This window comes from Floridaenema evergladense BLCC-F167 (assembly GCF_041929205.2).
GTDB classification, from domain to species: domain Bacteria; phylum Cyanobacteriota; class Cyanobacteriia; order Cyanobacteriales; family Aerosakkonemataceae; genus Floridanema; species Floridanema evergladense.
Map to the genome: position 1 here is coordinate 4,482,564 of NZ_CM171625.1, position 25,852 is coordinate 4,508,415.

Genomic DNA, 25,852 nt, shown 5'->3' on the forward strand with positions numbered 1-25,852 from the left:
TTAAGAAATACCACCTATGTCTGTTTTTTACCAGCTGTGCATCTGGCTATAGCTTAGGGCAGAATGTCAAAATAAGCCAAGAACAATTTTCCCCTTGAATCAGCTGATTCATTCTGTTTTAAGTTGTAACTAGGGCATCTCTACAGGAAGTCGCCATTATGTCTCAAATAGCCGTCCAGAATCAAGATGCAAAGTACACTCACAAGGCGCTGGATGTTGAACTGCGTAAGGTTTTTAAGGTCTTTAATGGAGAAACTGCCGTTCGCGGAGTCGATCTAAATATATACCAAGGCGAATTCTTTAGTATTCTTGGGCCTTCAGGATGCGGTAAAACCACTACCTTACGTTTAATTGCTGGTTTTGAGTCGCCTTCTGCTGGTGAGGTGTTGATTCAAAGTCAGTCGATGACTCATGTTCCGCCTTATCGTCGTCCGGTAAATACGGTGTTTCAAAGTTATGCGCTGTTTAATCATTTGACGGTGTGGGAAAATGTGGCTTTTGGGTTAAGAATTAAGCGTCTTCCCAAAGCTGCGGTTGCCGATCGCGTCAAAGGTGCTCTGAAGTTAGTCAAAATGGAATCTTATGCTAACCGTTTTCCCGCTCAACTTTCTGGTGGTCAACAACAGCGGATAGCTTTAGCTAGAGCTTTAGTTAATCGTCCTGCTGTATTGTTGTTGGATGAACCTTTGGGCGCTTTGGATTTGAAATTGCGGAAGGAAATGCAAGTAGAATTATCAAATCTTCACCGAGATTTGGGGTTAACTTTTGTGATGGTGACTCACGATCAAGAAGAGGCTTTGAGTCTGAGCGATCGCATTTCCGTGATGCACGAAGGTAAAATCGAACAAATTGGTAGTCCAAGCGAAATTTATGAACGTCCCCAAACTGCTTTTGTTGCCGATTTTATTGGTGATACTAATTTATTTCGCGGTCGAGTAATCGTTACGGAAGGTTCAGATTTACAGGTTTTGACGGATAATAAAATGAAAATCTTTGTCCAAAAATATGAATCTGCTTCAGTTTTTCAGTCTCAAGACCCAGTAGTGGTGAGCATCCGACCGGAAAAAATTAAACTAAGTCTTGAGCTTCCGGCTTTAAAAGGTAATTGTTTTAGTGGACGGTTAAAAAATGTTATGTATTTGGGAACTCACGTTCATTGTTTGGTAGAACTGGATTCTGGCGATCGCATGACGGTAATGCAAGCTAATAATTTCGCTATACCGGATACGAATCAGCCTGTTTACGTTTACTGGAATACTAACGATTGTCTGGCTTTAGTCAATAGTTAAATGTCTGTTGTCATCAGTAAACTTCCTCTGATTCAATGATGTCCAATTCATCAGGATAAAGAGTAAAATGCTGGGATTAGAGAAATTTTTCCAAGAGTTAGAATCTCACTGTCCAGATAAAGCGGTCGCTACTTTCCTCAACAGTAAAGGGGAATGCTTTGTCGTCGATTTAATCCGGGAATCAGACAAGGTAAAATATGGTTACGATCGTCATGTCAAAGCCATGTTTAAAAAGGAAATTAGCCAAGGTTGTCATCCTTATGGTTCTCTGATTTTACGTTCCTTTACTGGGGAAATCGATCGTCTAACTCGCTTACCTTATAAGGAACTCCGGGGTTATATTCTCAAATCCTCTGCCGATCGCTTAGAATTTGAAAAGCTTTCTCCTGAAATGTTATTCGCCTGTCAAAATACAGATGCCAAAACAGGCGAACCTTTACCTTTAGAACAATCCGTGCGCTACTGTTAAAGTAGTAGAAACGATCGCTATCTACCAATTAACAATGAAAAGTCTGGTTTTAAAACGACGTAATTTTCTCAAAACAGCAGTAGCAGCAACTTCAGGATTAGTGCTTTCTAGTTGTGGCTGGACTTTAGCACAAGTAAGACCTTCCACCACTGATAAAGGTAATCCTAATAAGTTATATATTTACACTTGGTCTGGTTATACTAATAACGAGTTACTAAATAAATTTACAGAAACTACTGGTGTACAAGCTATAGCCAATGTTTTTGATTCTAATGAGGCTATGTTAGCTAAAATTCAGGCTGGTGGTGGCGCTGACTATAGCATTATTTATCCTTCTGATTATATGGTCAGACAAATGTTAGAGTTGGGTTTGTTAAGGGAATTAGACCGCGATCGTTTGAGTGGTTTAAATAATTTAATGCCCCAATTTAAAAACCCTGAATACGATCCAGGCAACCGTCATAGCGTACCTATTAGTTGGGGAACAACTGGGTTAGTTTATAATAGCAAAAAACTCGCAAAGGCTCCAGAAGATTGGGATTATTTGTGGCAAAATCAACAAATATTAGCTAAACGCATGACTCTGATGGATGATGTGCGAGAAGTGATGGGAGCAACCTTGCGAAGTCTAGGTTATTCTTACAATTCAACTAATCCCCAAGAAGTGAAACAAGCTTATGAGAAATTGAAGGTTTTGAAACCTGCGATCGCATCTTTTACAACCGATGCCTGGAAAGAACAAATATTAGCAGGAGACTTATTAATCGCGATGGGTTATTCATCAGACGCAATGGAAGTGATGGAAGAAAAATCTGATTTAAAATATGTAATTCCCCGCAGTGGAACATCCCTGTGGACAGATACAATGGTAATTCCCAAAAATGCACCTAATCCTGATGCAGCTTATGCTTGGATTAGTTTTATGTTAGAACCTTCCGTAGCTGCATTAGTTACAGAAACCCTAAACTTTGCCACACCAAATAATACTGCGATGAAACAATTACCAGAAAAAGTCGCCAAAAATCCCACCTTATTTCCCTTGGAATCAGTGTTAACAAAAGCTGAAAGAATCGAGCCTCTGGGTAAATTTAGCGAAGTTTACGATAATTACTGGACTCAACTAAGAAGCAGTTAAAATTGCTAATCCAAAATTAAAAATCTCAACTCTAAAATTGAACTGTGTCTACTCAAATTCCTTCTGTAAATCCTAGTTCTAATCCCCCTGTTCCCGCAAAAAATCCTAGTGGAAAACTTGGTCAACGTTGGTGGGAACCTCTAGTACTTCTTGGCCCTTCTGGGTTATGGTTATTACTGTTATTAGTACTTCCAACCCTAGTAATTTTTGAATTAAGTTTAGTTCCGGGAATTAAACCCGGACAGGTAGTAAATCCTTCAGGAATAGCCAACTATATTCAAGCATTTCAACCAGTATATCTGAGGGTGATTTGGCGATCGCTCTATTTAGCCTTTGGAACCACAATAATTTGTCTACTTTTAGGATTTCCTGTAGCTTATTGGATTGCTTTATTAAGTCCAAAAAGATGGCGTAACTTAATTTTAGTCGCCTTTGTTTTACCCTTGTGGACTTCTTCTTTGTTAAGAACTTATGCCTGGATTACCATTTTACGCCGCAGTGGAGTTTTAAATACAATCCTGGGTAATATTGGTCTTCCCCCATTAGATATTCTTTACACCGATATCGCAGTTCTTATCGGTATGAGTTACGGATTATTGCCATATATGGTATTAATTTTGTATGCTTCTTTAGAAAAATTAGACCGCAGATTATTAGAAGCAGCAGCCGACTTAGGCGCAAATCCCATTCAGACATTTTCTAAAGTTACAATACCGCAAAGTTTACCAGGAATTGCGGCTGGTTCTTTGCTAGTTTTTATTACTGGATTAGGCGATTTTGTCGATCCAGAATTGTTAGGTGGTGCTTCTAGTATGACCGTTTCTCGGCTGATTTATAACCAATTTTTAGGGGCAACACAAAATTGGGGATTTGGTTCAGCATTGAGTATGTTATTAATTATGGCAGTTAGTATTGCGATCGCCCTTTTAATCAGATTTGGTGAAACAACTCCTCAGCGTTAGGGACTGGGGATTGGGGACTGGGGACTGGGGACTAGGGATTGGTTTTTGGAGACAGGCTTATGGCACAAAATCAGGCAGTTACTTCTAAAAGTTCCGAACTCTATGAAACTGATTAATCCTCAGACCGAATTCGATACTCCTTGGAAAGATATTTTACAAGCCTATTTTGAGGAATTTATATTATTCTTTTTCCCGGAAGCTCATCAAGAAATCGATTGGACGCGCCCCCCGGAATTTCTAGATAAGGAACTACAACAAGTAGTAAGAGATGCGGAATTAGGGCGGAGATTAGTTGATAAACTGGTAAAGATTTATCTTAAAAATGGTTCAGAAGTTTGGGTTTTGCTTCATGTAGAAGTGCAGAGTCAAGAAGAATCGGACTTTGCCGAGAGGATGTTTACTTATAATTATCGGATATACGATCGCTACAAGAAGTCAGTAGCTTCTCTAGCCGTATTAGGTGACGAGCGAAAAAACTGGCGACCCGAACAATTCGGCTATGAATTATTTGGATGCGAAATCAGATTCAGATTTCCCGTAGTGAAATTGCTCGACTACCAACAACAATGGTCGGCGTTACAAGAAAACCGCAACCCCTTTGCTACCGTAGTAATGGCTCACTTGAAAGCTCTGGAAACCCGCGATAATAGAACCCAACGTAAAGAGTGGAAATTAGCTTTAACTAGACGGTTGTACGAACAAGGTTATGAACGGAAAGATATCATAAATCTATTCCAGTTTATAGACTGGATAATGAGCCTCCCACAAGAATTAGATCGAGAGTTTTGGCAAGAAGTAATTCAATTAGAAGGAGAAAGACGTATGCCGTATATCACCAGCGTTGAAAGATTCGGAATTGAAAAGGGTATTCAGCAAAGCCGACAACAGATGAAACAGATACTTTTAGAGAGTATTGAATTAGGGTTAGAGTTAAAATTTGGTGAGAGTGGATTAAGCTTGTTACCAGAAATTTCCCTTCTAGAAGATGTAGAGCAATTAAGAGCGATTCACACTGCTTTGAGAACGGCGAATACAGTAGAGGAGTTGCGGCTAATTTATCAGCAATAGTCGTAAAATATTGCTGTTTTGTTGGTAGAAAGAAAGGGAGCATCCCAAATGTGTAAATTGCCCCTCAGACTGGAAGTCTGGGGCTATATAAACCAAGTCCGCCTGCGCGGACTAATATATCTAGCCTGCGGAGGCAGGCTTTGTTTGTGTAGCCGCGATTTCTAATCGCCCGGTATTTTTGCTTTTTGAATTAGGGGAACATTCCCTTTTTAATGAACCACGAAGACACGAAGGACACGAAGGAAAGAGAAGGAAAGAGGTTTTTTTGGTGTGTTATGGTTGCGCGTAACACAGGATACGAATTTCGGTGCAAAATCTAAGAATGGAGAAAGAACGCTCAATCCGGTAAATTAGAAAGTTGTGAAGCACGAAACAGACGACGGGCTAATGCCTAAACTACAGTCCCAGGAAAAACCCCGCTTTTATTGGCAGTTACTTTTCTCGCTGCTAATGTTTGTTTATATGTACTTACCCATCCTGGTACTAGCTTTTTTCAGTTTTAACGAATCTCGCTTTAGTGCTAGTTGGGAAGGTTTTACGCTGAAATGGTATCAACAGCTGTTTCGAGACCAGCGGATTCTCTCAGCTTTACAGAATAGCTTGATTGTAGCTGCTTCTGCGGTGGGGATTGCGGCAGTGATCGGAACGCTGATGGCTGTAGGTTTGGCGCGGTATCGCTTTCGGGGAAAGAGTTTGTATCGAGGGGTTTCTTACCTGCCTTTGATTATTCCAGATATTGCGATCGCAGTCGCCACCCTAGTCTTCCTCGCCGTCGTCCAAATCCGCCTCAGCATTTGGACTATCGTCGCCGCCCACGTCGTCTTCTGTCTCGCCTACGTCGGACTAGTTGTGTCTACCCGCCTCGCCGACTTAAACCCCCACCTAGAAGAAGCAGCACTCGACTTAGGCGCAACACCCAGACAAGCATTCTTAAAAGTATTATTACCCGAACTCATGCCCGGAATCATCTCCGGCTGTCTCCTCGCCTTCGTCCTCAGTTTAGATGACTTCCTGATTGCTAGTTTTACCGCAGGTAGCGGCGCAACTACCTTACCAATGGAAATTTTTAGCCGCATTCGTACAGGTGTCAAACCCGATATTAACGCCCTCAGCGTCATCCTAATGTTAATTTCTGGTGTAGTTTTCTTCCTCGCTGAATCTATCCGTTACCAAAGTGCGGAAAAACGGTTAAAGCAATGAAGTAACTGATTTAAAAGAAAGGGGAAATGTAAATGCAGGCAGTGGAGTTTCAAGCGATCGTAAAAGAAGGAAAAATTCAAATTCCTGATGAATACAAACAGGAATTACAAGATGATGAGCAAGTAAAAGTAATAAATTTGATTAACAACAAACAGCAGCGAAATTGGAAAATTATGGATAAGTTAGCCAAAAATCCAATTAGCGTTAAAGGACACAAACAACTAACACGAGATGAAATTCACGATCAGGAGCCCCCCAAATGTGTAAATTGCCCCTCAGACTGGAAGTCTGGGGCTATACAAACCAAGTCCGCCTGCGCGGACTTTTAGCCTGCGGAGGCAGGCTTTGTCTGTGTAGCCGCGATTTCTAATCGCCTGGTATTTTGGCAAAATTGGGATGCTACCTTCACGATCGCAGTCTTTCACGATCGCAGTCTATAGAGTGATAAAGTCATTTTTATGGAAACTAACACGCTAAATTTAAAACAACTTTATGAAAATGAGTACGATCGCTGGTTAACAGAAATAATTAAACAACTCAAAAATCGCGATCTGGAAAACTTAGATTATGACAATTTAATTGAGGAGTTGGAAGCATTGGGACGCAGCGAAAGAAATGCTGTTAAAAGTTTGCTATTACAGATTATTATTCATCTAATGTTGTATCAATTTTGGCAATTAGAGAAAGAGATAAACGCAAATCACTGGGCGGCAGAGATTATTACTTTTAGGGTTCAGTTAGAAGATAAACTTACCACTAATTTACAAAATTATTTAGCAGATGAATTGCCCAAAATCTACCAAAATGCTTTATTGATTGTCCATAAAAAAACTCAACTTACTTCTCTGCCCGAACAATGTCCTTATTCTCTTGACCAATTACTTGATAAAAATTGGTTTCCCAATTAGTAATTAACATAATAAAAAACGGGGCTAGAATTAACTAACCCTGTTTTGATTGTTTGATTTGATCCCCCTAAATCCCCCTTAATAAGGGGGACTTTGAAAGGTAATAAGGCGGACTTTGAAAAGAGTTCTCTTCTTTGTAAGAGGGAGTTTAAAAGGAGTTCCCCCCTTGGTAAGGGGGGTTAGGGGGGATCAAATTAGCGATTCGCAAACACCCATTAAATCAGTTTCAAATTGGGATATTCTGCAATCATGTCATCAGAAGAGAGAGTATCGCCTTCTGCTTGGGGAGTCCAGAGAACTTCCATTGCTAATAATTTATCCCCAGGAATACCACCAAACTGACGCAAAGCTTGACGCAAATCTTCTGAACTATTCACTTTTGGTAATTCAACTTTGCCCAAGGTAGCTGCTAACAGAGTCACTACAATATATTCACCTGACTCTTGCTGCGTTTCTACTAAAGCAGCTGAAGTTTCACCAGCTGGTAAAGCAGCATTTGGAGTAGCTTGCTTCAGCAGATTATTCATATTAGAAAGAGTTTCAGAAGTAAACTTACTCCGTTCTGCTAAAGAAAAGCGATTAAATTGAGCTTCTGCACCAGCTAAACGTGCTTGTTGACTTTCCGCACCTGCATAAACCCAGTATTCGGGATGACGCAATAATGCTAATGTAGCTTCTTGTACCACTTCGGCGCGACCTTCAGGGGAACCAGTATCAGCTTTTTCGGCAATTTGATTTAGTTCAGTTTGCAGAGTCCGCGCACCCGCCAACAAACCAACCTGTAACTTGGCTACAGAAACAGTCGGGTTGCTGGAATATCCTAACTCTTCAGATTCACCAGCGTTAACACGACGGAAGGTTTGTACTAAAAAGTTAGCCAAAGTTAAGAAAATGATGATGGTAAATAAACCACCAAAACCGCCCCCAAATCCAAAAAATGGAATTAGGAAAGGAAAACCGAAACCGCCTCCACCATAAGGATAGTACCCGCCAGAAGGCCCAGGTGCATAACTGCGAGGAGGAGAATAAGTGCGGCTAGGAGCACCAAAAGAACCACCACCAATGCGCCCACCAGTACGGGCGGCTAAAGCCCCATCAGCGTGACCAAGTGCTAAGGTAAGCACTAGACCAAGAACAATGACAGGTTTAACAAGTGGTTTGATAGCTGAAAGTAATTTTTTGTACATATAACCCAGCCTCTTGAAAAGCTTTCATCTCAAAGAAATACTTTAACGTTTGTAGTAACGACTTCAGTCGTTCTTATTCACAACTTTAGTCATTTTCTACAGCTTCTTTGATTAATCACTTTTTTGTTACAACTTCTTTACACTCTTCTAATTTATCGCTTTCTCTCTTTCCTGGGCAGCTATCTGGGGGTGTATTGCTGGGTAGATTACCGTACCGTAGGGGCAAAGAATCTTTTTTACCGTTTTCGATCGTCTGCTGCATAAAGTCAAGACAGTTCAACTACGGATAAATTCGATGTCCAGTTCACCAGTCCATCAGAGTTTACCGCTTACAAGAATGGACAAGCTTATCGATTTGCAGTGCTTCAACGTCAATAACTTCTCACAACTTTAATATATATATCCAGAATTAAAGGTGCATTAACTGAAAACCTTGTAGAGACATTATATATAACGTCTCTACAAGGTTTTTTGGAGATGTCAATAAATAGTGGAACTTACTGTATCCCCTGTTTCTTTACCCACCACCAACGATCAAAGAGTGCCAGGATCAGCATAAAAGCTTAAAACTCGGTCATCATAATTCATGTTTTTGCTCAAAATTTTGTTCTTACGATTCCTGGGAGTTTGGTTTCCTCTTTGGAGAAATAACTTGCCGATCGAAAGGATTAATCTTCTGAGAATCCGGTTCATTTGGAGAATCATAGATAATGTATTGAGTCGGATAGAGAATAATACCTTGACTGAGAAACTCATCTAGAATTTGTTTTCTCACCGCACTACCTGTTTTAACTATGCTAGGGGTATGGGTAGCATATTTCAACAGATAAGTCATGCAGTTATGCTTGAAAGCGGAGCTTAAGATGAGAGGCTCTGGTTCCTGTACCACATTTGGTACTTTACGAGAGGCGTTCCTCAAAATTTCGTACACTTGCTGAGATGGAACATTAGCAGGAACGTCAACTTCTACAATCCATAGCGGTGCAGGATAGATGTTATCTCTTGGGTTAGGCTGAGGATTAGTTCTGTAGTTAAGCACGTTACTACTTAAAATCGTTGAATTGGGAATACTTACTATCTGATTCTCGTAATTGAGAAGTCGAGTCACAAATAAACCTCTTTCAATCACGGTTCCCCATAGTTCGCCGATTAGAATATCATCATTAATCCTAAATGCGCGGGTGTAGGTTAACAGAATACCAGCAATAATATTGGCAACTGCTGTACTAGAACCAATTGAAAGCAGTACACCGATGAAGATGGAAATTCCTTGGAATGCACCACTATTTGACCCAGGAAGATAAGGAAAGGCAATCACCCCACAAAGAGCAATTGTTAAAAATTGAATAATTCGTTGCGAAGGAGCCGCCCATTCTGGATCAAAATCTGGTATGACTAGATTTCCTGCTTCAATTTCCCCAAAAATGAACCGAATAAATTTGATCGAATAATAAGCTGTGAAAAACAAAATAATCAGGAAAATTAAGTTGGGTATGTAATTGACAAATCCCAAAACCACCTGGCTAATTGCGTTAAATATGGAGGTAAAAATTATGGAGGCTATAGGTTGAGTCTGGGGAAAAAAGGAAAGAACAGCGTTAACATAAAACAGCGCGATCGACCCTAGAATGACAAATCGGCTGAAGGTAATTACCCGCATTAAGAATTGAGTAATTTGTTCCGGGCGAAGTACCTCTTTACTACCAATGCGAATAGTTTTAGTATTATATTTTGCCTGTAATTCGTTCACCTTAGTCGGAAGAAAACGGAAGAACTTATTGATTAAATTCCAACTAATAACCAGCAATAGGGTTGCCACTCCTGCCTCTAGTAAGCCTAGAATCAACTGTTTAAAGACCTCGCTATTGAGGAAGTTCATCACATTGCTGTTGAGGGAATCAAAAAACGAGATTTGAACTAGTATGTTCCCATGTGTTAATGCTATGATTCCTTGATTAACTGGTTCTGGTAAACCTTGATTTATCACAGTTGCACTGACTAAAGGGGCGATCGCTAATATAATTATTGCCATTAACAAAAGGCTGATAAAACGTTTAGTTTTACAGGAAAGCCGGGGTTTCATCATATCTCTCTATTGATAATTGAGGTTTTCAGTCTTAAATTCTTTCTAGATATAATACCATAAATAATTCCTGGTTAAAAATTTATCGGTTTAATTCAAAATTATGAAAAGTTTTGGGCGAATGTAATTGGCTACTACATACGCAAAGTTCACGCAGGTGGACTAACAGAAAATCAAAGTTTTTCGTAGGTGGGTAAAGTCTCGTGTAGCCGCGACTTCTGGTTGCCAAGGCTTTTCAAACGGGAGCATCCCAAATGTGTAAATTGCCCCTCAGACTGGAAGTCTGGGGCTATACAAACCAAGTCCGCCTGCGCGGACTTTTAGCCTGCGGAGGCAGGCTTTGTCTGTGTAGCCGCGATTTCTAATCGCTTGTATTTTTGCAAAATTGGGATGCTCCCTTTCAAACAACCTCTTAGACTTGAGAATGTCAACCACCGCCAACGATCGTAACTACTTCCAATTTATCGCCCTCTCTCACCTCTGTTTCTGTCCAAAATTGCCGATGCAGAATCTCTCCGTTATACTCTACGGCGACTAAACGGGGATTAAAACCCAAATGCGTTAATAAGTCGGGAATTAGCATTTGGGAAGGACAATTACGGTTTTCGCCGTTTACCTGTAGGGTGATTTCATTAGACATGAGATTGGGCTAAGTGCGATCGATAAATTACATAATGCTTGTAGTAGAGACGTTGTATACAACGTCTCTACATCTTTAGTCTCTACATTTTAAGGTTCTAGTTGTGAGATTGGGCTAGGTGCGATCGAAAATTACGCAGAGTTTGCACGCGAGTTAACTGAGAAATAAAGTACTGAGTTACTAAAGTTGGCTGTTCTGCTTGCATGATTGCTCTAACTACAGCAATTCTATCTGCTCCTGCTGAGAGTACATCATTTAAGTTACTCGGATCGATTCCACCAATAGCAAACCAAGGAATAGTCGCGTTTTGGGCAGCATAACGGACATATTCTAAACCTGTGGCAGCTTTTTCGACTTTGGTGGGAGTAGCGTAAACTGGCCCTACTCCAATATAATCTGCTCCTTCTGCGATCGCACGCTGCATTTCCTCTGGATTTGTGGTAGAACGTCCAATAATCCGATGTGGGCCAAGTAACTGTCTGGCTGTGGCAATTGGCATATCTTGCTGTCCCAAATGTACCCCATCTGCATCTACCGCGATCGCCAAATCTACGCGATCGTTCACAATAAACAAAGCTTCGTAATGATGGCAAAGTTTACGTAATCTAGCCGCAATTTCCAACCGGACATCATCATTCGCCGTTTTATCCCGGTACTGTACCAGCGTTAACCCACCTTCTAGGGCAGCTTCCACGATCGCAAACAAATGTTCTGACGCAGAAGTTACCAAATACAACGAACTCTGCAACAATTTTTGTTGTCGTTGATAACCTAACAAATTCGTCTCTAAAACATAAACCCGATAACGCATTTGCTTAAACGCGCTTCCCATCTCCGCTAAATAAAGCTTGCCGTACTCTTCTATAACTCGCAGTGCTTCTTGTACCCGACAAAGATTGGCTTGTAAAAGTTGCCCAATACTACCACGAGTTTCTTCTTGGGGATGAGTTAACTCAGTTCCCACATCTCCCAAAGTATTGCGAAACGCCCGTAACTCTGGGGTATGCCATTTAGCAATTTCTTGACGTAGCTGCTTGCATTCTGCTGCCAACTCGCTACTATTAAGACCAAACCGACACCATTCCTCAACAATTCTTAAACCTTCTCTAGCGCGGTCTAAATTAGCATCTAAAATACGACATAACGCAGGCTGCGCTTGTAAAGGTAACTCACCTAATAATAACTTGGGGCGATCGACCATTGTCACAACTCCATTTAGTTCATTAATCCTAACAAGAAGCTTCGCCTTCAACTTGTTACCGTCAAAAATTAGTCGGTTGGGGTGCAGACAAAACATAATTTTCTCATTTCTACCAGAAGAATTAGACTCCTTTAAGCGATTAAATTTTGCTTTAACTGGTAGACCTGAGATTTGCAGTTTAATCTTTAGTACTCTCTGAAATTTTAGGAGGACAGCTAGCTGTGAATTTACCACGTCACTGTCAATATTCAGCAAAACCTCCCATAAAGTTTTTCAATGGCTATTTAGCAGCTAATTTTAAGCCAGTAAATGTTAAGCACTCGCTGAAAGTCAGTTTAGGATTTGCTACTACAGTCCTGCTTTGTTGGGAAAATGCCGGGGTGTTTGCTTTGCCACCACAGCAGCAAGTAATTGAAAGTTTCCCAATTTCACAAGCAGAGTCAACCATGACTCAACTGCTGGTTAACCCGATCGCAGGTAATGATACCACTGGAGACGGTAGCGATCGCGCACCCTTCAAAACAATTTCCCAAGCCTTAAAAGTTGCCAGAGAAAACACCGTCATTTACCTTGCTCCCGGAACTTACAGCAACCAAAATGGCGAATCTTTTCCTCTACAATTAAAACCGGGCATTACTCTTCAAGGAGACCCCCAAAGCAAAGGTCGCGCTGTCATTATTAAAGGTGGTGGATTATTCATTAGTCCAACTTTCGCCCGTCAAAATGTTACCATCCTTGCTGCTACCAAATCAGGAATTGCTGGAGTCACAGTTACAAACCCGAACCGCAGAGGTTACGGAATTTGGATAGAATCTACTAACCCAGTAATCGCAGATTGTACCTTTGTTGGCAATACTCACGATGGAATTTCTGTAGCAGGTAATAGTGCCCCTTTAATTCGCAACAATTACTTCGCTAATAATGGAGCAAATGGCATAACTATTTACGGTTCGTCTCGTCCCGAAGTCAGGGAAAATGTCTTTGAAAGAACTGGATTTGGTATTAATATTGGTCACAATGCCACACCCTTAATCGCAGATAATCGCATCTCCCAAAATACAGACGGAATTGTTATCCAAGGTAAAGCCAAACCAATTTTACGTCGTAATACGATCGAAAGTAACACACGAGATGGTGTAATTGCTTTAACTGAAACTGTTCCAGATTTGGGAACTGCTCAAGACCCAGGTGGTAATATTATCCGTAACAATGGTCGCTATGAAATTAATGCCAGCACTGCAATACAAACAATTTCCGTCTATGGAAATCAATTAACTAGTAGGCGATTAATTGGACGCATTGATTTAGATGGTAATTTAGTTCAAGTTAGCACCACTCGAAGCAGTTCCCCAGTAGCACTTGCCAATGATGGCACAGGTATACAAATTCCCGTTCCCGCACCAGCTGTGAAAAAACGCCCTGCACGTCGTAACAGAAGGGCAAGGGCTGTTACCAGAAGGCGGGTAGCAAAACAACGTCGTACCACTGTCGTCGCTGCCAGAAGTACTCCAACACCAACGGTAATACCAATTCCAGTACCAACACCAGAACAGACGGGACTTCCTCAAGCTGGAATTCAACCCGGTGTTTTACCAAATACTAATACGACATTTTCTCAGGTAAATGCTAACAGTTTGCCAAGCCAAACTTTGGGGCAAACTAATCAAGCTAGTACAGCATTAGGTGTGCGTTACCGTGTAGTGGTGGAAGTGCGAACTTTGGAGGAACAAAAAAGACTTTTATCTTTAGTTCCAAGTGCTTTTCGCACTATTTCTGAGGGTAAAGTAGTCATGCAAGTGGGGGCTTTTAGCGATCGCACTCAAGCCGAAGAAATGCTAGAAAAAATTAATAGCAACGATTTGTTAGGTACGATCGAAGAGATTGATTGAGCAGAGGCACATAGGAGATGGGGGGATGGGGAGATGGGGAGATGGGGAGATGGGGAGATGGGGGGATGGGGGGATGGGGAGATGGGGGGATGGGGGGATGGGGAGATGGGGAGATGGGGGGATGGGGAGATGTCTGGAGCTAGAAATTCCCCCCACCCCCCTACCTCCCCACCCCCCCACTTCTTCCTAGCACCAAGTCCCTGTAAAAACCTTAGTCGCTGGGCCAGTCATGTAAACTCGCTGTTCGACTTCTGACCATTGAATTTCCAAAGGGCCTCCGGGTAATTCTACTGTAGCTTGCCGATCGCAATTCCCCGTCAACACCCCCGCTACCAAAGCCGCACAAGCACCAGTACCACAAGCCATTGTTGCACCAGCACCCCGTTCCCAAACCAACATTTTTAAATAATTTCGGTTAACTACTTGAATAAATTCCGTATTTGTGCGTTGGGGAAAAACTGAATGATGCTCGAATTTTGGGCCAATTTCTGCCAAAGGAATTGCTGTCAGATCGTCTACAAAAGTAATACAGTGAGGATTTCCCATACTCACACAAGTCACATTCCAAGTTTCTCCTGCCACTTCCAAAGGTTGATTAATTACCTTTTCCTCAGCAGCAGTCAAAGTTGTGGGAATTTCCTGCGCCAACAGTCGGGGTACACCCATATCTACTGTAATTTGACCATTAGGACGCAATTCTGGCGACATTACGCCACCTAAAGTATGAATGCGATAGCGCAGCGATTCGGTAGAGCGACCTTCCAAATCAGCGATAAACTTAGCTAAACAGCGGATACCATTGCCACACATTTCCGGTTCAGAACCATCAGAATTAAAAATCCTCATGCTATAATCTGTGTCTTCTTGTCCCGGTAAAACAAAGATTACCCCATCTGCACCGATTCCGAAATGGCGATCGCACCACTTAATCGCCTCTTGGGGTGTTAACATTGGCTGGGACGAAGCCCGATTATCAATCAAAATGAAATCATTTCCTAAACCCTGGTACTTAGTAAACTCAATTGCCATTACAATTACCTTTGTCCTTTGTTATTTGTCCTTTGTCATTCGTCTTTTGTCATCTGGATAAATTCTTCCACAATGACCGATGAATGATGATTAATTACCAACGATCGATTAAATATGACTAGTGCATTTGATACTAATTTACCTAGTGTACGGCAAGTTCAATCAATTATTAAAGCTCAAAAACGAGTTGAGCTAAAGTTGTTAACTGGAGAAGTTCTCGGTGGAATCCTGCGTTGGCAAGACCAAAATTGTATTGCTATTATCGACGATAGTAATCAACAAACTTTAGTTTGGCGACAATCAATAGCTTATCTGAAAGCTTTTGATTAGAAACTAATAGGTTCGTTTAATAATTATGAGTTTTGAGTTATGAGTTTTAAGTTAATAATTCAAAACTCATAACTCATAACTATTAACAAATAGAAGGATTAAAGTCTTCACAACGAACCAAGTTTATTAACCTAAAATTTCAAGGTTCTCGCCAATTATCCATCGGTAAATATTCCCGTAAAGCTTGAATTTCTGCGGCTTGAACTATTGGAACAATTGGGATAGGTGGTTTCTCTTCTGGCATGAGAGATTTTTGTAGTAAATTTAGTGGATGATAGCCACCACAAAGTAAAATTCTATCACCAACTTGTAGTTCGATATCGTCTTCTGGATCGCGGATAAACTTACCTTCGTGACGAATTGCGATCGCTTTTATCCCATACTGTCGCTGAATATCCAAATCTGCCAAAGTTTTACCCGCAAAAGGACTATTTTCTGGGACTAAAATCCATTGACAAGAAGGGGCTCTTTTTGCTGGAATAGCTGCCTTACCTTTTGCCAAATCATCCAAAGCAGCTAACTCCTCAGCTTCTCCTACAACTAATAAGCGATCGCCTTCCTCAATAGTAGTAGAAACATCTGGATAATCAACTTCTTCTCCACTAGCACGGCGAATTGCCATTAAGTTTACTCCAGCTAAATTCCGCAAATCTGCTTCGGCTAAATTCATTCCCGACAAAGGAGAATTTGCAGGTAAAGAATACCAGCGACTATTCATATCTTGAGTTGCCAATTCTAACTCGCGGGAGACTTGAGAAGCCGATCGTTGTGGACGTAATTCCAAATAGTGATGTTTGCGAATTTCCTGCGATCGTTGTTGAATAGTTGCTAAACTCATTCCCATGCGATTTAACAAATGACTAACTAATTCTAAGCTTGCCTCAAACTCAGGTTGTACCACCTCCTTTGCCCCCAATTGATAAAGTAATTCGATATCTTTATCCTTATTTGCACGAACTACCACATCTAAATCTGGCGATAATTCTAAAGCACGACGCAAAGCATTTCTAGTACTCATTGCATCAGGAAGACATATTCCCATTCCCTTTGCTTGCGCTACTCCAGCAGTTTGTAAAACGTGCAAACTTGCTGCATTACCATAAACATAAGAAATCCCAGCTTCTCGTAATTGTTGAATTTTGCTTTCCGACTGATCGATAACAACTACCGGATAACCATGTTGCTGAACTTGTTGAACTAAATTTCGTCCAACTCTGCCATAACCACAAATTACCACATGATTTTGTAAAGGCAATTCCGGCGCAACATCTAAAGGTAAATCAGTTGGATCGAGAAGGTTTTTCAACCAAGGAATTTCAAATAATTGAGGTACTAAACGCATCACAAAGGGAGTTAAAACCAAAGTTACCGCAGTCGTACCTAAAATTAACAGATAAACCCGTCGAGAAACTAACCCTAAAACTTGACCTTCACTAGCTAAAACAAAGGAAAATTCTCCAATTTGTGCTAATCCCAATCCAGCAATAACAGCTGTTTTCCAAGAATAGCGAAATAATCTAACTATAGGAGTAACAATTAAGAATTTTCCTAAAAATACTAACGCTACCAATCCGAGAATTAACTCTAGATTATTCCAGAGAAAAACCGGATCGATTAACATTCCGATCGAAGCGAAAAACAAAGTAGCAAAAATGTCTCGTACTGGTTCAACATAAGTCAGAGTTTGATCGGCATATTCCACTTCGGAAATCATTAAACCAGCGACAAATGCACCCATTTCGATCGACAAACCTAAATACTCAGTAAATAAAGCAATTCCTAAACATAAAGCCACCACACCCAATAAAAATAATTCTTTGCTTTCAGTGCGTGCCAAAAACCGCAGCAAAGGTGGAATTAACCAAATCCCAACCGCAACTGCACCCGCTGCAAATAAGCCAATTCTTAACAAAGCAAATAATACAGCTTTTCCAATTACTTCTGCTGGTTGGTCAAGGGCAGGCAAAACTGCTAACATCAACCCCAATGCTAAGTCTTGAATTACCAAAATTCCTAACAATACTTGACCGTGAGGAGTTTCGGTTTCGTTCCTTTCCATCAAACATTTTAAGACTACCGCAGTGGAAGAAAGGGAAAGAATTGCTCCTAAAAATACGCCTTTGGCTGGTAAAGTAGCCCAAGCGCCAGTAATTCCACAAACTATAACCGTAACTAAAATTGTCAGGACAATTTGTAGTCCCCCGCCTCCAAGAGCAATTTTTTGTACTTTCCTGAGTTCTGCGAATGAAAATTCGACTCCCAAAGCGAACAGGAGGAATGCTACCCCAAATTGAGCCAGAGTTTCTACTTGAATTACTTCTTTAATTAATCCTAGTCCGGCTGGCCCAACAACCATGCCTCCTAATAAATAGCCCAACAACACAGGCTGTCTTAGTATTGCGGCTAACAGCCCTCCAAACGCAGCCGCACCGAGAACTAATACTAAATCAACAATTAGCCTAAAGTCTTCTTGCACAAGTTTTCTGAAAAAAGTATTAAGGTATATTAATTTAGAATACAAACTTTTGTCCGAATAGGGGAAGAGAGTTTAGGGAGTTTTGAGTTCTGAGTTTTGAGTTTTGAGTTAAATTTCCCTTGTCCCCTTGTCCCCTTGTCCCCTTGCCTATTGGCATTGTTCATGATTAGCGGTAGCCTTACTCCCAGTGGGAACTGTAGTAGGACTCATGATGATGAATAAAATTAAGGGAATCTCTTCTGCCTTCTGCCTTGTGCTTTCTGCCTTCAAAAAGCCTTTTGTCTTATTTATCCTGACTGCGGCGATTTTATTTTTAGCTGCACCTGCGATCGCCCAAAGAGTACAGCTATCGCCAGCTAATCCCAAGTTGGGCGATACCATTTCGGTGGTAATTCAGGACGCATCTAAACAAGGGTCAAAACCGACGGTGAGGATGGATGATAGGGCTTATCCGATGTTTGCGATCGCTCCGACTACCTATCGAGCATTTTTGCCGACTACGCCACTGGATAAACCGGGAATTCGCCAAATTCAAGTGCAGGTAGATGGACAGGTAGAAAATCTGTCGGTGAATGTGGGCGATCGCACTTTCCCCGTCCAACGCATTCGCATTGCTTCCAGCCGCAGCGGAGGACTAGAACCTACTCAACATGAATTAGACCGAGTAGCTGCTTTTCGCCAACTAGTCACCCCGGAAAAATATTGGAACGGTCCCTTTATGCCACCGAGTCGCGCAAGACGCAGCACTGGATATGGAGTGCGGCGTTACTACAATGGCGTGTTTGCTAAAGACTACTACCATCGCGGGTTAGATTTTGCTGGCGCTCAAGGTTCGCCAGTAGTTGCTCCAGCACCTGGTAAAGTGGCTTTGGTAGGAAAACTTGCTGAAGGTTTCCGGTTGCATGGGAATACAATTGGCATCGATCACGGTCAAGGAGTAACCAGCGTGTTTCTACATTTGAGCCGAATTGACGTTCAAGAAGGAGATCTGGTAAAAACAGGTCAAGTTATTGGCGCGATCGGTTCTACTGGTGCATCAACTGGCCCTCATTTACACTGGGGTTTGTATGTCAATGGCAAATCGATCGATCCCGCACCTTGGTTGGCTCAAACAATGGAATAGAAATATATTTGAGATTGTTTCCTGTTTCCTTGACTCAGCAAAATGTCCAATCTTAGACCGATCGCCTAATATTTGTTAAGACAAAGACTTGATTAATTCCCGGAATTAGAACCAAAATGGAGTAAAGATGAAAATCCTGGCATTAATTTCAGGAAATACTCAATTGTTTATTCAATCAGTTAAAAAAAACAAACTATTGAAAATACACTTGAGTGATTAGGTCAGGGTGAGGCAATATTGAGAAAAAATAAGCTCGTCTAGCAGTGCCTTGGGGAGCCATAGAGAAATTTATGAGTATTGAAAAAATAGTTGAGCAAGCGTTACAGGATGGTTATCTAACACCAGCAATGGAAGCGGAAGTGGCAAGAATCTGCGACACCGCCTCTGAGCTTTCCATTGAAGAGTACATGGCGCTAGACCGACTGATGGGATCGTTACTAACTGGCGAAGTGGTGGCAGTACCGCGCAAACAGTTTATTAATGTGATGGAAGAGTTGGTGCTTACAGAAGCGATCGCTCGCGTAGCCGAAATAGAAGCTAGTAGCGATCGAGTATTGGATGTAGGTGATATCGCAGCTTATGCCTTAAACCGATTACCACCCCTCTACGCCACCACTGAAGAAGGTGCAACCTATCAACGTAAACGGGCAAAGGAAGAACTACAAGAAATTATCGCTCAACAAGTTGGGGAAGCCATTTCCCGGAACATCGCTAAACCAGAAATAGACCCCAGTAGACAATTACTCGGTAAAGGTTCAAAAACTGATGTCGTCAAGCAGGTAAGCTCTTTACTACAAGCTTACGCTCCCAACTTTGAACCTAAATCAGAGAAAGAATCTGAACAAGATCAAAACTAAACAAGTATCACCAGTAAGTGCAGGAACTTCTCAAACAAGATTAGCGTCTTTCGGAATAGGACGTTTTTAATCTGTATCTGTCCATGAGTCAATCAATTCCTGTATCCTGGTCTAGCGCTGAGGTGATGATTCCTCAAACGCAAGTGCAGCCTATAGAAAAGCTCTCTAATTACGATTTGGTTTTGCGCTGCCAAACTGGTCATCGACCGCAACGTGAGGCATTCGCTGAATTGCTGCGTCGATATCAGCCCCATGTGGAGAAGATTTTATATCATCTGGCTCCTGATTGGCAGGACAGAGCAGATTTAGCCCAAGAAGTCTGGATTCGCGTTTATCGCAATATTAAGCGCCTCAATGAACCTGTAAAATTCCAAGGTTGGTTGAGTCGGATTGCGACAAACTTGTTTTATGACGAGTTACGCAAACGCAAGCGCGTTACCCAACCCATATCATTAGATGCACCTCGAATGCTCGATGATGGCGAGATGGATTGGGAAATTGCCGCAGATAATCCTGGCCCAGTAGAAAAATTAAGTACTACTGAGTTTTATGAACAATTGCATCGAGCGATCGCCGATTTACCAGACGTTTTTCGCATTACCATAGTTTTGCGCGAAATAGAAGGCATGGCTTACGAAGAAATTGCCGAAATTACCGGAGTTTCTTTAGGAACAGTGAAATCGCGCATCGCTAGAGCCAGACAAAGGCTCCAGTCCCAATTGCAAAATTATTTAGACAGTTAATAAAACTTCAAAATGGCTTCATAAAAATGGACTCATAGCTCCTATCGGCTGTTTTATGATCCATAGTAGACTAAGCTTTACTCGCCAAAGGGTTTCCTGACCCTCGTGATACGGAAGGATTTAATATGACTCCTGAGTTTGAATCCCAAAACCATAAACAGAATTCCTTTGAGGATTCGCCAGACCCTTGTCAGTGCGCTCGTGATACGGAAAAGCGCGATCGCTTTGAGCTACTTAGCGCCTACCTGGATGGAGAGGTGAGTGCCACAGAGCGCAAACAAGTAGAAAACTGGTTGGAAACCGACCCCAGTACTCAATGCTTATATAAAAGATTACTTAATTTACGTCAAAGATTACGGGGTGTGCCAGTACCAGCTGCCACCCAACCTGTAGATGTCACAGTAGATCGAGTATTTTCTAGTATAGAAAAGCGTCGCCGCAAACCAATTTTAGTTTGGGGAGGAACGGCAATTGCAGCTGCTTTAATTGCTGCTGTATCAGGTATTTTCGGCAACCAAAATGCTTGGTCGCCTCAAATTGCTAGTTCTCCGGCTAAACCTGATTCAGAAGCTTTGACGATCGCTCTGAGCGAACCCGTAATCCAACTACCCCAAGTATCAACTAATACCTACAAATCTCCCCAATCTCCCGCAACTTACCCGCACTCGATTAAATAATTTCGACAAAGGGATTGGGGTAGGGGCAATTCATGAATTGCCCCTACTGGGGACTGGCGACTGGGGAAAATTTAATGACCTGTCCACCAACCGGAAGGGATTAGTACCCCGCCAATTTGTTCAATTTGTTTTAAGGTCATAAAATAAGCCCAAGCTAGACCTAAAGGTTCTGCTTCAGGACTGTAAACTTCTAATTGCTTACGGTTATAAAAATTTTGTTCTGTAGCACGCTGGGGGTCGTGTCCTTCCAATGGGTCGAGATATTGGAGAATATTTTGTGTATTAAAAGTCAGCAAATAACCTTGAACTATTCCTTCGCCTAATATCATTGCTGGATAACCTAGAGGTAAAGCAAACAATTGACCTTTAACAGTAGCTCTGGTTGCTGCTACTACTTTACCACCACAGTAATGTTGATAGTTGGACTCTCCTGGTTTGAGAGTTCCATAAACAAAAACTTTTATTAATTCTAAATCTGGTTGCTGAATCATTCAATTTTGAATTTTGGATTTTTCGCTGTTCAAGATTCAGGTAATATTCCATAGATTGCCAGTAAATCTCTGTCTGAATCTGTAATCTCACCTGGGAAAAAGTTCGGATTTTCTATTTCTTCCCATGAGTAAGGACAGAGTTTGGGAAAAATATCTATTCCGATTCCTGTTTCATCAATAGCTAGGTCAACTCCAGATGAATAAGCGGCATTTTGGGCATCATTTAGGAAAGGTTTTAAGCTGGGATTTTCCCGAATTATATTTTTGATTTCATTTCGCTGTTCTCGAATTGTTCTAATCCAACTTCTCGATCGAGAATTAGGTTGATATTGCCACTTTAACAAATGTCCAAGGAGAATTTTTAATCGATTTACTAACTCTCTTTTTTCCTGTCTACCCAAAGATTCTATTTCCTCAATTAAATTCTCAATATCCAGATTGTCTATATCACGCTGACGCAACAGTTGGACTTGTTTTTGAGTCCAAGCGTAAAAGTCAGTATTATACAAATTGGTGAGTGGAAGGTTCATTCTGTCTTCCTCAAATGGCTTTGTACTCATTTAATCTATATCACGATCGCTATGCGTTACAGTTGTAGCATAAAGCGGATATGTCAAAATATTGAGGCAGAGGCGATACCGCCAAATATAGTAGGAGAATTTAAAGTGGAATCTCGATACAACCCGACAGCAATAGAGGAAAAATGGCAAAAAATTTGGGATGAACAAGGTTTAGACAAAACGCCAACAGAGAAAAACCAACCCAAATTTTACGCATTATCCATGTTTCCCTATCCATCGGGCAACCTGCACATGGGGCACGTCCGTAACTACACAATAACTGACGTGATTGCCAGAGTCCATCGAATGCAGGGTTATCGCGTACTACATCCGATGGGATGGGATGCTTTTGGACTTCCAGCAGAGAACGCCGCCATTAAAAAAGGCATTCATCCGGCGAAATGGACGTATAGTAATATTGACCAAATGCGATCGGAATTAAAACGCCTGGGGTTATCCTACGATTGGGATTGCGAACTCGCCACCTGTTCCCCCAACTACTACAAATGGACGCAGTGGATATTCTTACAATTTCTCCAAGCAGGATTAGCATATCAAAAAGAAGCCGCAGTTAACTGGGACCCGATCGATCAAACAGTTTTAGCAAACGAACAAGTTGACAGCGAAGGACGTTCTTGGCGTTCCGGCGCAATAGTAGAAAAGAAAAAATTGCGTCAATGGTTTCTTAAAATTACCGATTACGCCGAACAATTACTCCAAGATTTAGATAAATTGACAGGTTGGCCTGATAGAGTAAAATCAATGCAAGCTAACTGGATTGGTAAATCTGTAGGTGCTTATTTAGAATTTCCAATTGTCGGAATGGATGAGAAAATTGGTGTATTTACCACTCGTCCAGATACAGTTTATGGTGTTAGTTATGTAGTACTTGCACCCGAACATCCATTAACACCAAAAGTCACCACATCAAAAAATAAAGAAAAAGTCGAAACCTTCATCAAAGAAGTTGCCAATCAAAGCGAATTAGAACGCACTGCGGAAGATAAACCAAAACGGGGAATTCCCACAGGCGGAAAAGCAATTAATCCTTTTACAGGTGAAGAAATTCCCATTTGGATTGCCGATTACGTATTGTATGAATATGGCACAGGTGCGGTAATGGGTGTACCCGCCCATGATACGCGAGATTTCAAATTTGCTACAGAACAAAACTTACCAATTAAAGTAGTAATCACACCCCCAGAAACAAAAGAAAATTCTTCCCAGTCCCCAGGCTTCGACGTGAGCGCTCAGCCGAACGTCCCCAGTCCCCAGTCCCCAGTCCCCGAAGCATACACAGAACCGGGAATTATGATTAATTCCGGTGAGTTTAATGGGATGAATTCCACCGAAGGAAAACAGGCAATTATTGACTTTGCAGAAAAGCAAGGTTTTGGCAAAGCGAGAATCCAATATCGGTTGAGAGATTGGTTAATTTCGCGTCAACGTTATTGGGGTGCGCCAATACCTGTAATTCACTGTCCAAAATGCGGAATTGTACCCGTTCCCGAAGCAGAATTGCCTGTAGTTTTACCCGAAAATGTGGAATTTAGTGGTCGTGGCCCTTCGCCTTTGGCACAATTAGGAGAATGGGTAAATGTGCCATGTCCGAGTTGTGGAACTGCGGCAAAAAGAGAGACTGATACGATGGATACTTTTATCGATTCATCGTGGTATTATTTGCGGTTTACTGATGCGAATAATGAGAAACAGGTGTTTGATTCGGCAAAAACAAATGATTGGATGGCAGTCGATCAATATGTAGGTGGAGTTGAACACGCAATTTTACACTTACTTTATTCTCGCTTTTTTACTAAGGTGTTGCGCGATCGCAAACTCCTCAAATTCGACGAACCATTCAACCGTTTGTTAACACAAGGCATGGTACAAGGATTAACATATACAAATCCCCAAAAATCAGGAAACGCCAAATACATTCCTTCCGCTTTAGTTAATCCCAACGATCCAAAAGATCCAGAAACAGGAGAACCTTTAGAAATCTCCTATCAAACCATGTCTAAATCCAAGTATAACGGCGTAGCGCCAGAAGATGTAATTAACAAATATGGTGCAGACACCGCCAGAATGTTCATTCTTTTCAAAGCGCCACCGGAAAAAGATTTAGAATGGGATGATGCAGACGTTGAAGGACAATTCCGCTTTTTAAATCGCGTTTGGTCTTTGGTGACAGAGTATAGTGAAACTACACCTGCCAAAACCCAAAAAGGCGAATTAAGCAAAGCAGAAAAAGATTTACGTCGCGCCATTCACACCGCAATTGATGAAATTTCCAAAGACTTTGCCGGAGATTACCAATTAAATACAGCGGTTTCTGAGTTGATGAAATTGAGTAACGCACTCAAAGATGCAACTGACAAAAATTCCGCAGTTTATACCGAAGGAATCGAAACTTTAATCTTGCTTTTAGCACCTTTTGCCCCTCACATTGCTGAAGAATTATGGCAGATAATTGGAAATAAAGAATCTGTCCATAAACAAACTTGGCCCAAACTTGATGAATCAGCTTTAGAAGTTGATGAAATCACTTTGGTAATTCAAATTAACGGCAAAACTCGCGGCACAATTGGAGCACCTCCTAATTTAGATAAACAGGAATTAGAAAAATATGCCCGTGAATCTGATGCTGCGAAACGTTACCTTGAGGAAGGAAAAGAACCGAAAAAGGTAATTGTAGTACCAGGAAAATTGGTAAATTTCGTAGTTTAAAACTAGCAACATCATTAGTCATTTGTGGTTAATTCAACAAATGATTAATGATAAATTTTTAAGGAAAATCAAGCCATGACTAGCTTATTAACTAAGTTTCAAACTGACACCTGGGTAACAGCAAATTGGGAAGAATTTCAGCAAGTAATTGCCGAACCAGAGTTTGAGAAAGCTAAGTTTTACTATCACAATGGACAGTTGAGAATTGAAATGGTTCCACTAGGTCACGATCATGCTTGTGATAACACTATTGTTATCTTTGCCATTAGTCTTTTTTGCGGGATTAAAGATATTCTAATCAAAGGTTTAACTAACTGTAGTTATAGGAGAACAGGTATTCAAGAATGTCAACCTGATGCTTCTTATTATGTTGGCGAGAATGCTGATATTGTTCCTTGGGGAACTTCTGTGATTAATTTAGAAACTTATCCACCGCCAGATTTAGTGATTGAAGTTGCGAATACTTCTTTAGCTGATGATATGGGTAATAAACGGTTGCTTTATGAGGATTTGCAGGTTAAAGAATATTGGATTGTTGATGTGAAGAATGTTAGGATTATTGCTTTTAGTATTGCAGATGGTGGAAGTAGAAGAATTACTCAATCTCAAGTGTTAACAGGTTTAGAAATTGCTGTTTTAGAAGAAGCTTTGCGTCGCAGTCGTCAGATGAATCAAAGTCAAGTTTGCGCTTGGTTAATGGCGGAGTTCAAAAAGTAAATTTTTTGAACCGCGAAGACGCGAAGGACGTGAAGGAAGAAAGGAGAGAGAAAAGAGAAGTTTATTAGAATTGCATCCTAACTAAAATCTA

At 41.2% G+C, this 25,852-nt stretch carries 25 protein-coding genes; 17 read left to right on the top strand and 8 right to left on the bottom strand.

Annotation, left to right across the window (positions count from 1 at the left end):
* The first annotated feature begins 158 nt into the window (after window positions 1-158).
* The 8 genes from ACE1CA_RS21955 (at window position 159) to ACE1CA_RS21990 (ending at window position 7,031) form a co-directional block, all read left to right on the top strand.
* Window positions 159-1,289 (top strand): ABC transporter ATP-binding protein, encoded by a 1,131-nt coding sequence (locus ACE1CA_RS21955; RefSeq protein WP_413277834.1) that lies wholly within the window; start codon window positions 159-161, stop codon window positions 1,287-1,289.
* A gap of 67 nt (window positions 1,290-1,356) precedes the next feature.
* Window positions 1,357-1,758: a hypothetical protein gene (locus tag ACE1CA_RS21960; RefSeq protein WP_413277833.1), complete on the top strand. Its 402-nt coding sequence runs from the start codon at window positions 1,357-1,359 to the stop codon at window positions 1,756-1,758.
* A 34-nt stretch (window positions 1,759-1,792) separates the two neighbouring features.
* Window positions 1,793-2,893 carry an ABC transporter substrate-binding protein gene (locus ACE1CA_RS21965; RefSeq protein ID WP_413277832.1) on the top strand — a complete coding sequence of 367 codons (1,101 nt, stop codon included), beginning with the start codon at window positions 1,793-1,795 and terminating at the stop codon, window positions 2,891-2,893.
* A gap of 44 nt (window positions 2,894-2,937) precedes the next feature.
* Window positions 2,938-3,855, top strand: a complete 918-nt coding sequence (locus ACE1CA_RS21970; protein ID WP_413277831.1) for an ABC transporter permease — start codon at window positions 2,938-2,940, stop codon at window positions 3,853-3,855.
* A 108-nt stretch (window positions 3,856-3,963) separates the two neighbouring features.
* Window positions 3,964-4,923, top strand: coding sequence for an RpnC/YadD family protein (locus ACE1CA_RS21975; RefSeq protein WP_459563606.1), 960 nt, complete (start codon window positions 3,964-3,966; stop codon window positions 4,921-4,923).
* Between the two features lie 387 nt (window positions 4,924-5,310).
* Window positions 5,311-6,123 carry an ABC transporter permease gene (locus ACE1CA_RS21980; RefSeq protein ID WP_413277838.1) on the top strand — a complete coding sequence of 271 codons (813 nt, stop codon included), beginning with the start codon at window positions 5,311-5,313 and terminating at the stop codon, window positions 6,121-6,123.
* Window positions 6,124-6,155: 32 nt separating this feature from the next.
* A complete protein-coding gene (locus ACE1CA_RS21985) occupies window positions 6,156-6,452 on the top strand; it encodes a hypothetical protein (RefSeq protein WP_413277829.1) in 297 nt (98 codons plus the stop codon).
* A gap of 129 nt (window positions 6,453-6,581) precedes the next feature.
* Entirely contained in the window at window positions 6,582-7,031 is a 450-nt protein-coding gene (locus tag ACE1CA_RS21990; protein WP_413277828.1) for a DUF29 domain-containing protein, read from the top strand.
* A 215-nt stretch (window positions 7,032-7,246) separates the two neighbouring features.
* Here the strand turns inward: ACE1CA_RS21990 and ACE1CA_RS21995 are convergent, their stop codons facing one another.
* The 4 genes from ACE1CA_RS21995 to ACE1CA_RS22010 all read right to left on the bottom strand — a co-directional run bounded on the left by ACE1CA_RS21995 (window position 7,247) and on the right by ACE1CA_RS22010 (window position 12,142).
* Window positions 7,247-8,218, bottom strand: a complete 972-nt coding sequence (locus tag ACE1CA_RS21995; RefSeq protein WP_413277827.1) for a DUF1517 domain-containing protein — start codon at window positions 8,216-8,218, stop codon at window positions 7,247-7,249.
* Between the two features lie 610 nt (window positions 8,219-8,828).
* Window positions 8,829-10,304 (bottom strand): mechanosensitive ion channel family protein, encoded by a 1,476-nt coding sequence (locus ACE1CA_RS22000; protein ID WP_413279501.1) that lies wholly within the window; start codon window positions 10,302-10,304, stop codon window positions 8,829-8,831.
* Between the two features lie 424 nt (window positions 10,305-10,728).
* Window positions 10,729-10,941, bottom strand: coding sequence for a sulfur carrier protein ThiS (gene thiS, locus ACE1CA_RS22005; protein WP_413279502.1), 213 nt, complete (start codon window positions 10,939-10,941; stop codon window positions 10,729-10,731).
* Window positions 10,942-11,038: 97 nt separating this feature from the next.
* Window positions 11,039-12,142, bottom strand: a complete 1,104-nt coding sequence (locus ACE1CA_RS22010) for a thiamine phosphate synthase (RefSeq protein WP_413279505.1) — start codon at window positions 12,140-12,142, stop codon at window positions 11,039-11,041.
* Between the two features lie 221 nt (window positions 12,143-12,363).
* Between ACE1CA_RS22010 and ACE1CA_RS22015 the strand changes: the two genes are divergently transcribed.
* Together ACE1CA_RS22015 and ACE1CA_RS22020 are read left to right on the top strand one after the other, a co-directional pair.
* Window positions 12,364-14,031, top strand: coding sequence for a DUF1565 domain-containing protein (locus ACE1CA_RS22015; RefSeq protein ID WP_413279503.1), 1,668 nt, complete (start codon window positions 12,364-12,366; stop codon window positions 14,029-14,031).
* A 17-nt stretch (window positions 14,032-14,048) separates the two neighbouring features.
* The gene (locus ACE1CA_RS22020; protein ID WP_413279504.1) at window positions 14,049-14,174 is read left to right on the top strand and encodes a hypothetical protein; all 126 of its coding nucleotides are present in this window, start codon (window positions 14,049-14,051) and stop codon (window positions 14,172-14,174) included.
* Between the two features lie 43 nt (window positions 14,175-14,217).
* Here ACE1CA_RS22020 and dapF read toward each other — a convergent pair whose 3' ends face one another.
* Window positions 14,218-15,060, bottom strand: a complete 843-nt coding sequence (dapF, locus tag ACE1CA_RS22025) for a diaminopimelate epimerase (RefSeq protein ID WP_413279722.1) — start codon at window positions 15,058-15,060, stop codon at window positions 14,218-14,220.
* Between the two features lie 114 nt (window positions 15,061-15,174).
* Between dapF and ACE1CA_RS22030 the strand changes: the two genes are divergently transcribed.
* The gene (locus tag ACE1CA_RS22030) at window positions 15,175-15,390 is read left to right on the top strand and encodes an Hfq-related RNA-binding protein (protein ID WP_413279723.1); all 216 of its coding nucleotides are present in this window, start codon (window positions 15,175-15,177) and stop codon (window positions 15,388-15,390) included.
* Between the two features lie 139 nt (window positions 15,391-15,529).
* Here ACE1CA_RS22030 and ACE1CA_RS22035 read toward each other — a convergent pair whose 3' ends face one another.
* A complete protein-coding gene (locus ACE1CA_RS22035) occupies window positions 15,530-17,866 on the bottom strand; it encodes a cation:proton antiporter domain-containing protein (protein WP_413279724.1) in 2,337 nt (778 codons plus the stop codon).
* A 214-nt stretch (window positions 17,867-18,080) separates the two neighbouring features.
* On the opposite strand from ACE1CA_RS22035, the gene ACE1CA_RS22040 reads away from it, so the two are divergent.
* The 4 genes from ACE1CA_RS22040 (at window position 18,081) to ACE1CA_RS22055 (ending at window position 21,266) form a co-directional block, all read left to right on the top strand.
* Window positions 18,081-18,989 carry a M23 family metallopeptidase gene (locus ACE1CA_RS22040; RefSeq protein ID WP_459563671.1) on the top strand — a complete coding sequence of 303 codons (909 nt, stop codon included), beginning with the start codon at window positions 18,081-18,083 and terminating at the stop codon, window positions 18,987-18,989.
* A 290-nt stretch (window positions 18,990-19,279) separates the two neighbouring features.
* Window positions 19,280-19,846, top strand: a complete 567-nt coding sequence (locus ACE1CA_RS22045; protein ID WP_413279726.1) for a late competence development ComFB family protein — start codon at window positions 19,280-19,282, stop codon at window positions 19,844-19,846.
* 83 nt (window positions 19,847-19,929) lie between these two features.
* Complete coding sequence (locus ACE1CA_RS22050; RefSeq protein ID WP_413279727.1) at window positions 19,930-20,589, top strand: sigma-70 family RNA polymerase sigma factor; 660 nt, start codon at window positions 19,930-19,932, stop codon at window positions 20,587-20,589.
* A gap of 125 nt (window positions 20,590-20,714) precedes the next feature.
* Window positions 20,715-21,266: an anti-sigma factor family protein gene (locus ACE1CA_RS22055; RefSeq protein WP_413279728.1), complete on the top strand. Its 552-nt coding sequence runs from the start codon at window positions 20,715-20,717 to the stop codon at window positions 21,264-21,266.
* 71 nt (window positions 21,267-21,337) lie between these two features.
* On the opposite strand, the gene ACE1CA_RS22060 is transcribed toward ACE1CA_RS22055, so the two are convergent.
* Both ACE1CA_RS22060 and ACE1CA_RS22065 read right to left on the bottom strand, forming a co-directional pair.
* Window positions 21,338-21,757, bottom strand: a complete 420-nt coding sequence (locus tag ACE1CA_RS22060) for a gamma-glutamylcyclotransferase family protein (protein ID WP_413279729.1) — start codon at window positions 21,755-21,757, stop codon at window positions 21,338-21,340.
* 29 nt (window positions 21,758-21,786) lie between these two features.
* Complete coding sequence (locus ACE1CA_RS22065) at window positions 21,787-22,287, bottom strand: DUF29 domain-containing protein (RefSeq protein WP_413279730.1); 501 nt, start codon at window positions 22,285-22,287, stop codon at window positions 21,787-21,789.
* A 135-nt stretch (window positions 22,288-22,422) separates the two neighbouring features.
* Between ACE1CA_RS22065 and leuS the strand changes: the two genes are divergently transcribed.
* Entirely contained in the window at window positions 22,423-25,044 is a 2,622-nt protein-coding gene (gene leuS / locus ACE1CA_RS22070; protein ID WP_413279731.1) for a leucine--tRNA ligase, read from the top strand.
* Between the two features lie 75 nt (window positions 25,045-25,119).
* Window positions 25,120-25,761 carry a Uma2 family endonuclease gene (locus ACE1CA_RS22075; protein ID WP_413279732.1) on the top strand — a complete coding sequence of 214 codons (642 nt, stop codon included), beginning with the start codon at window positions 25,120-25,122 and terminating at the stop codon, window positions 25,759-25,761.
* Window positions 25,762-25,852: the final 91 nt, after the last annotated feature.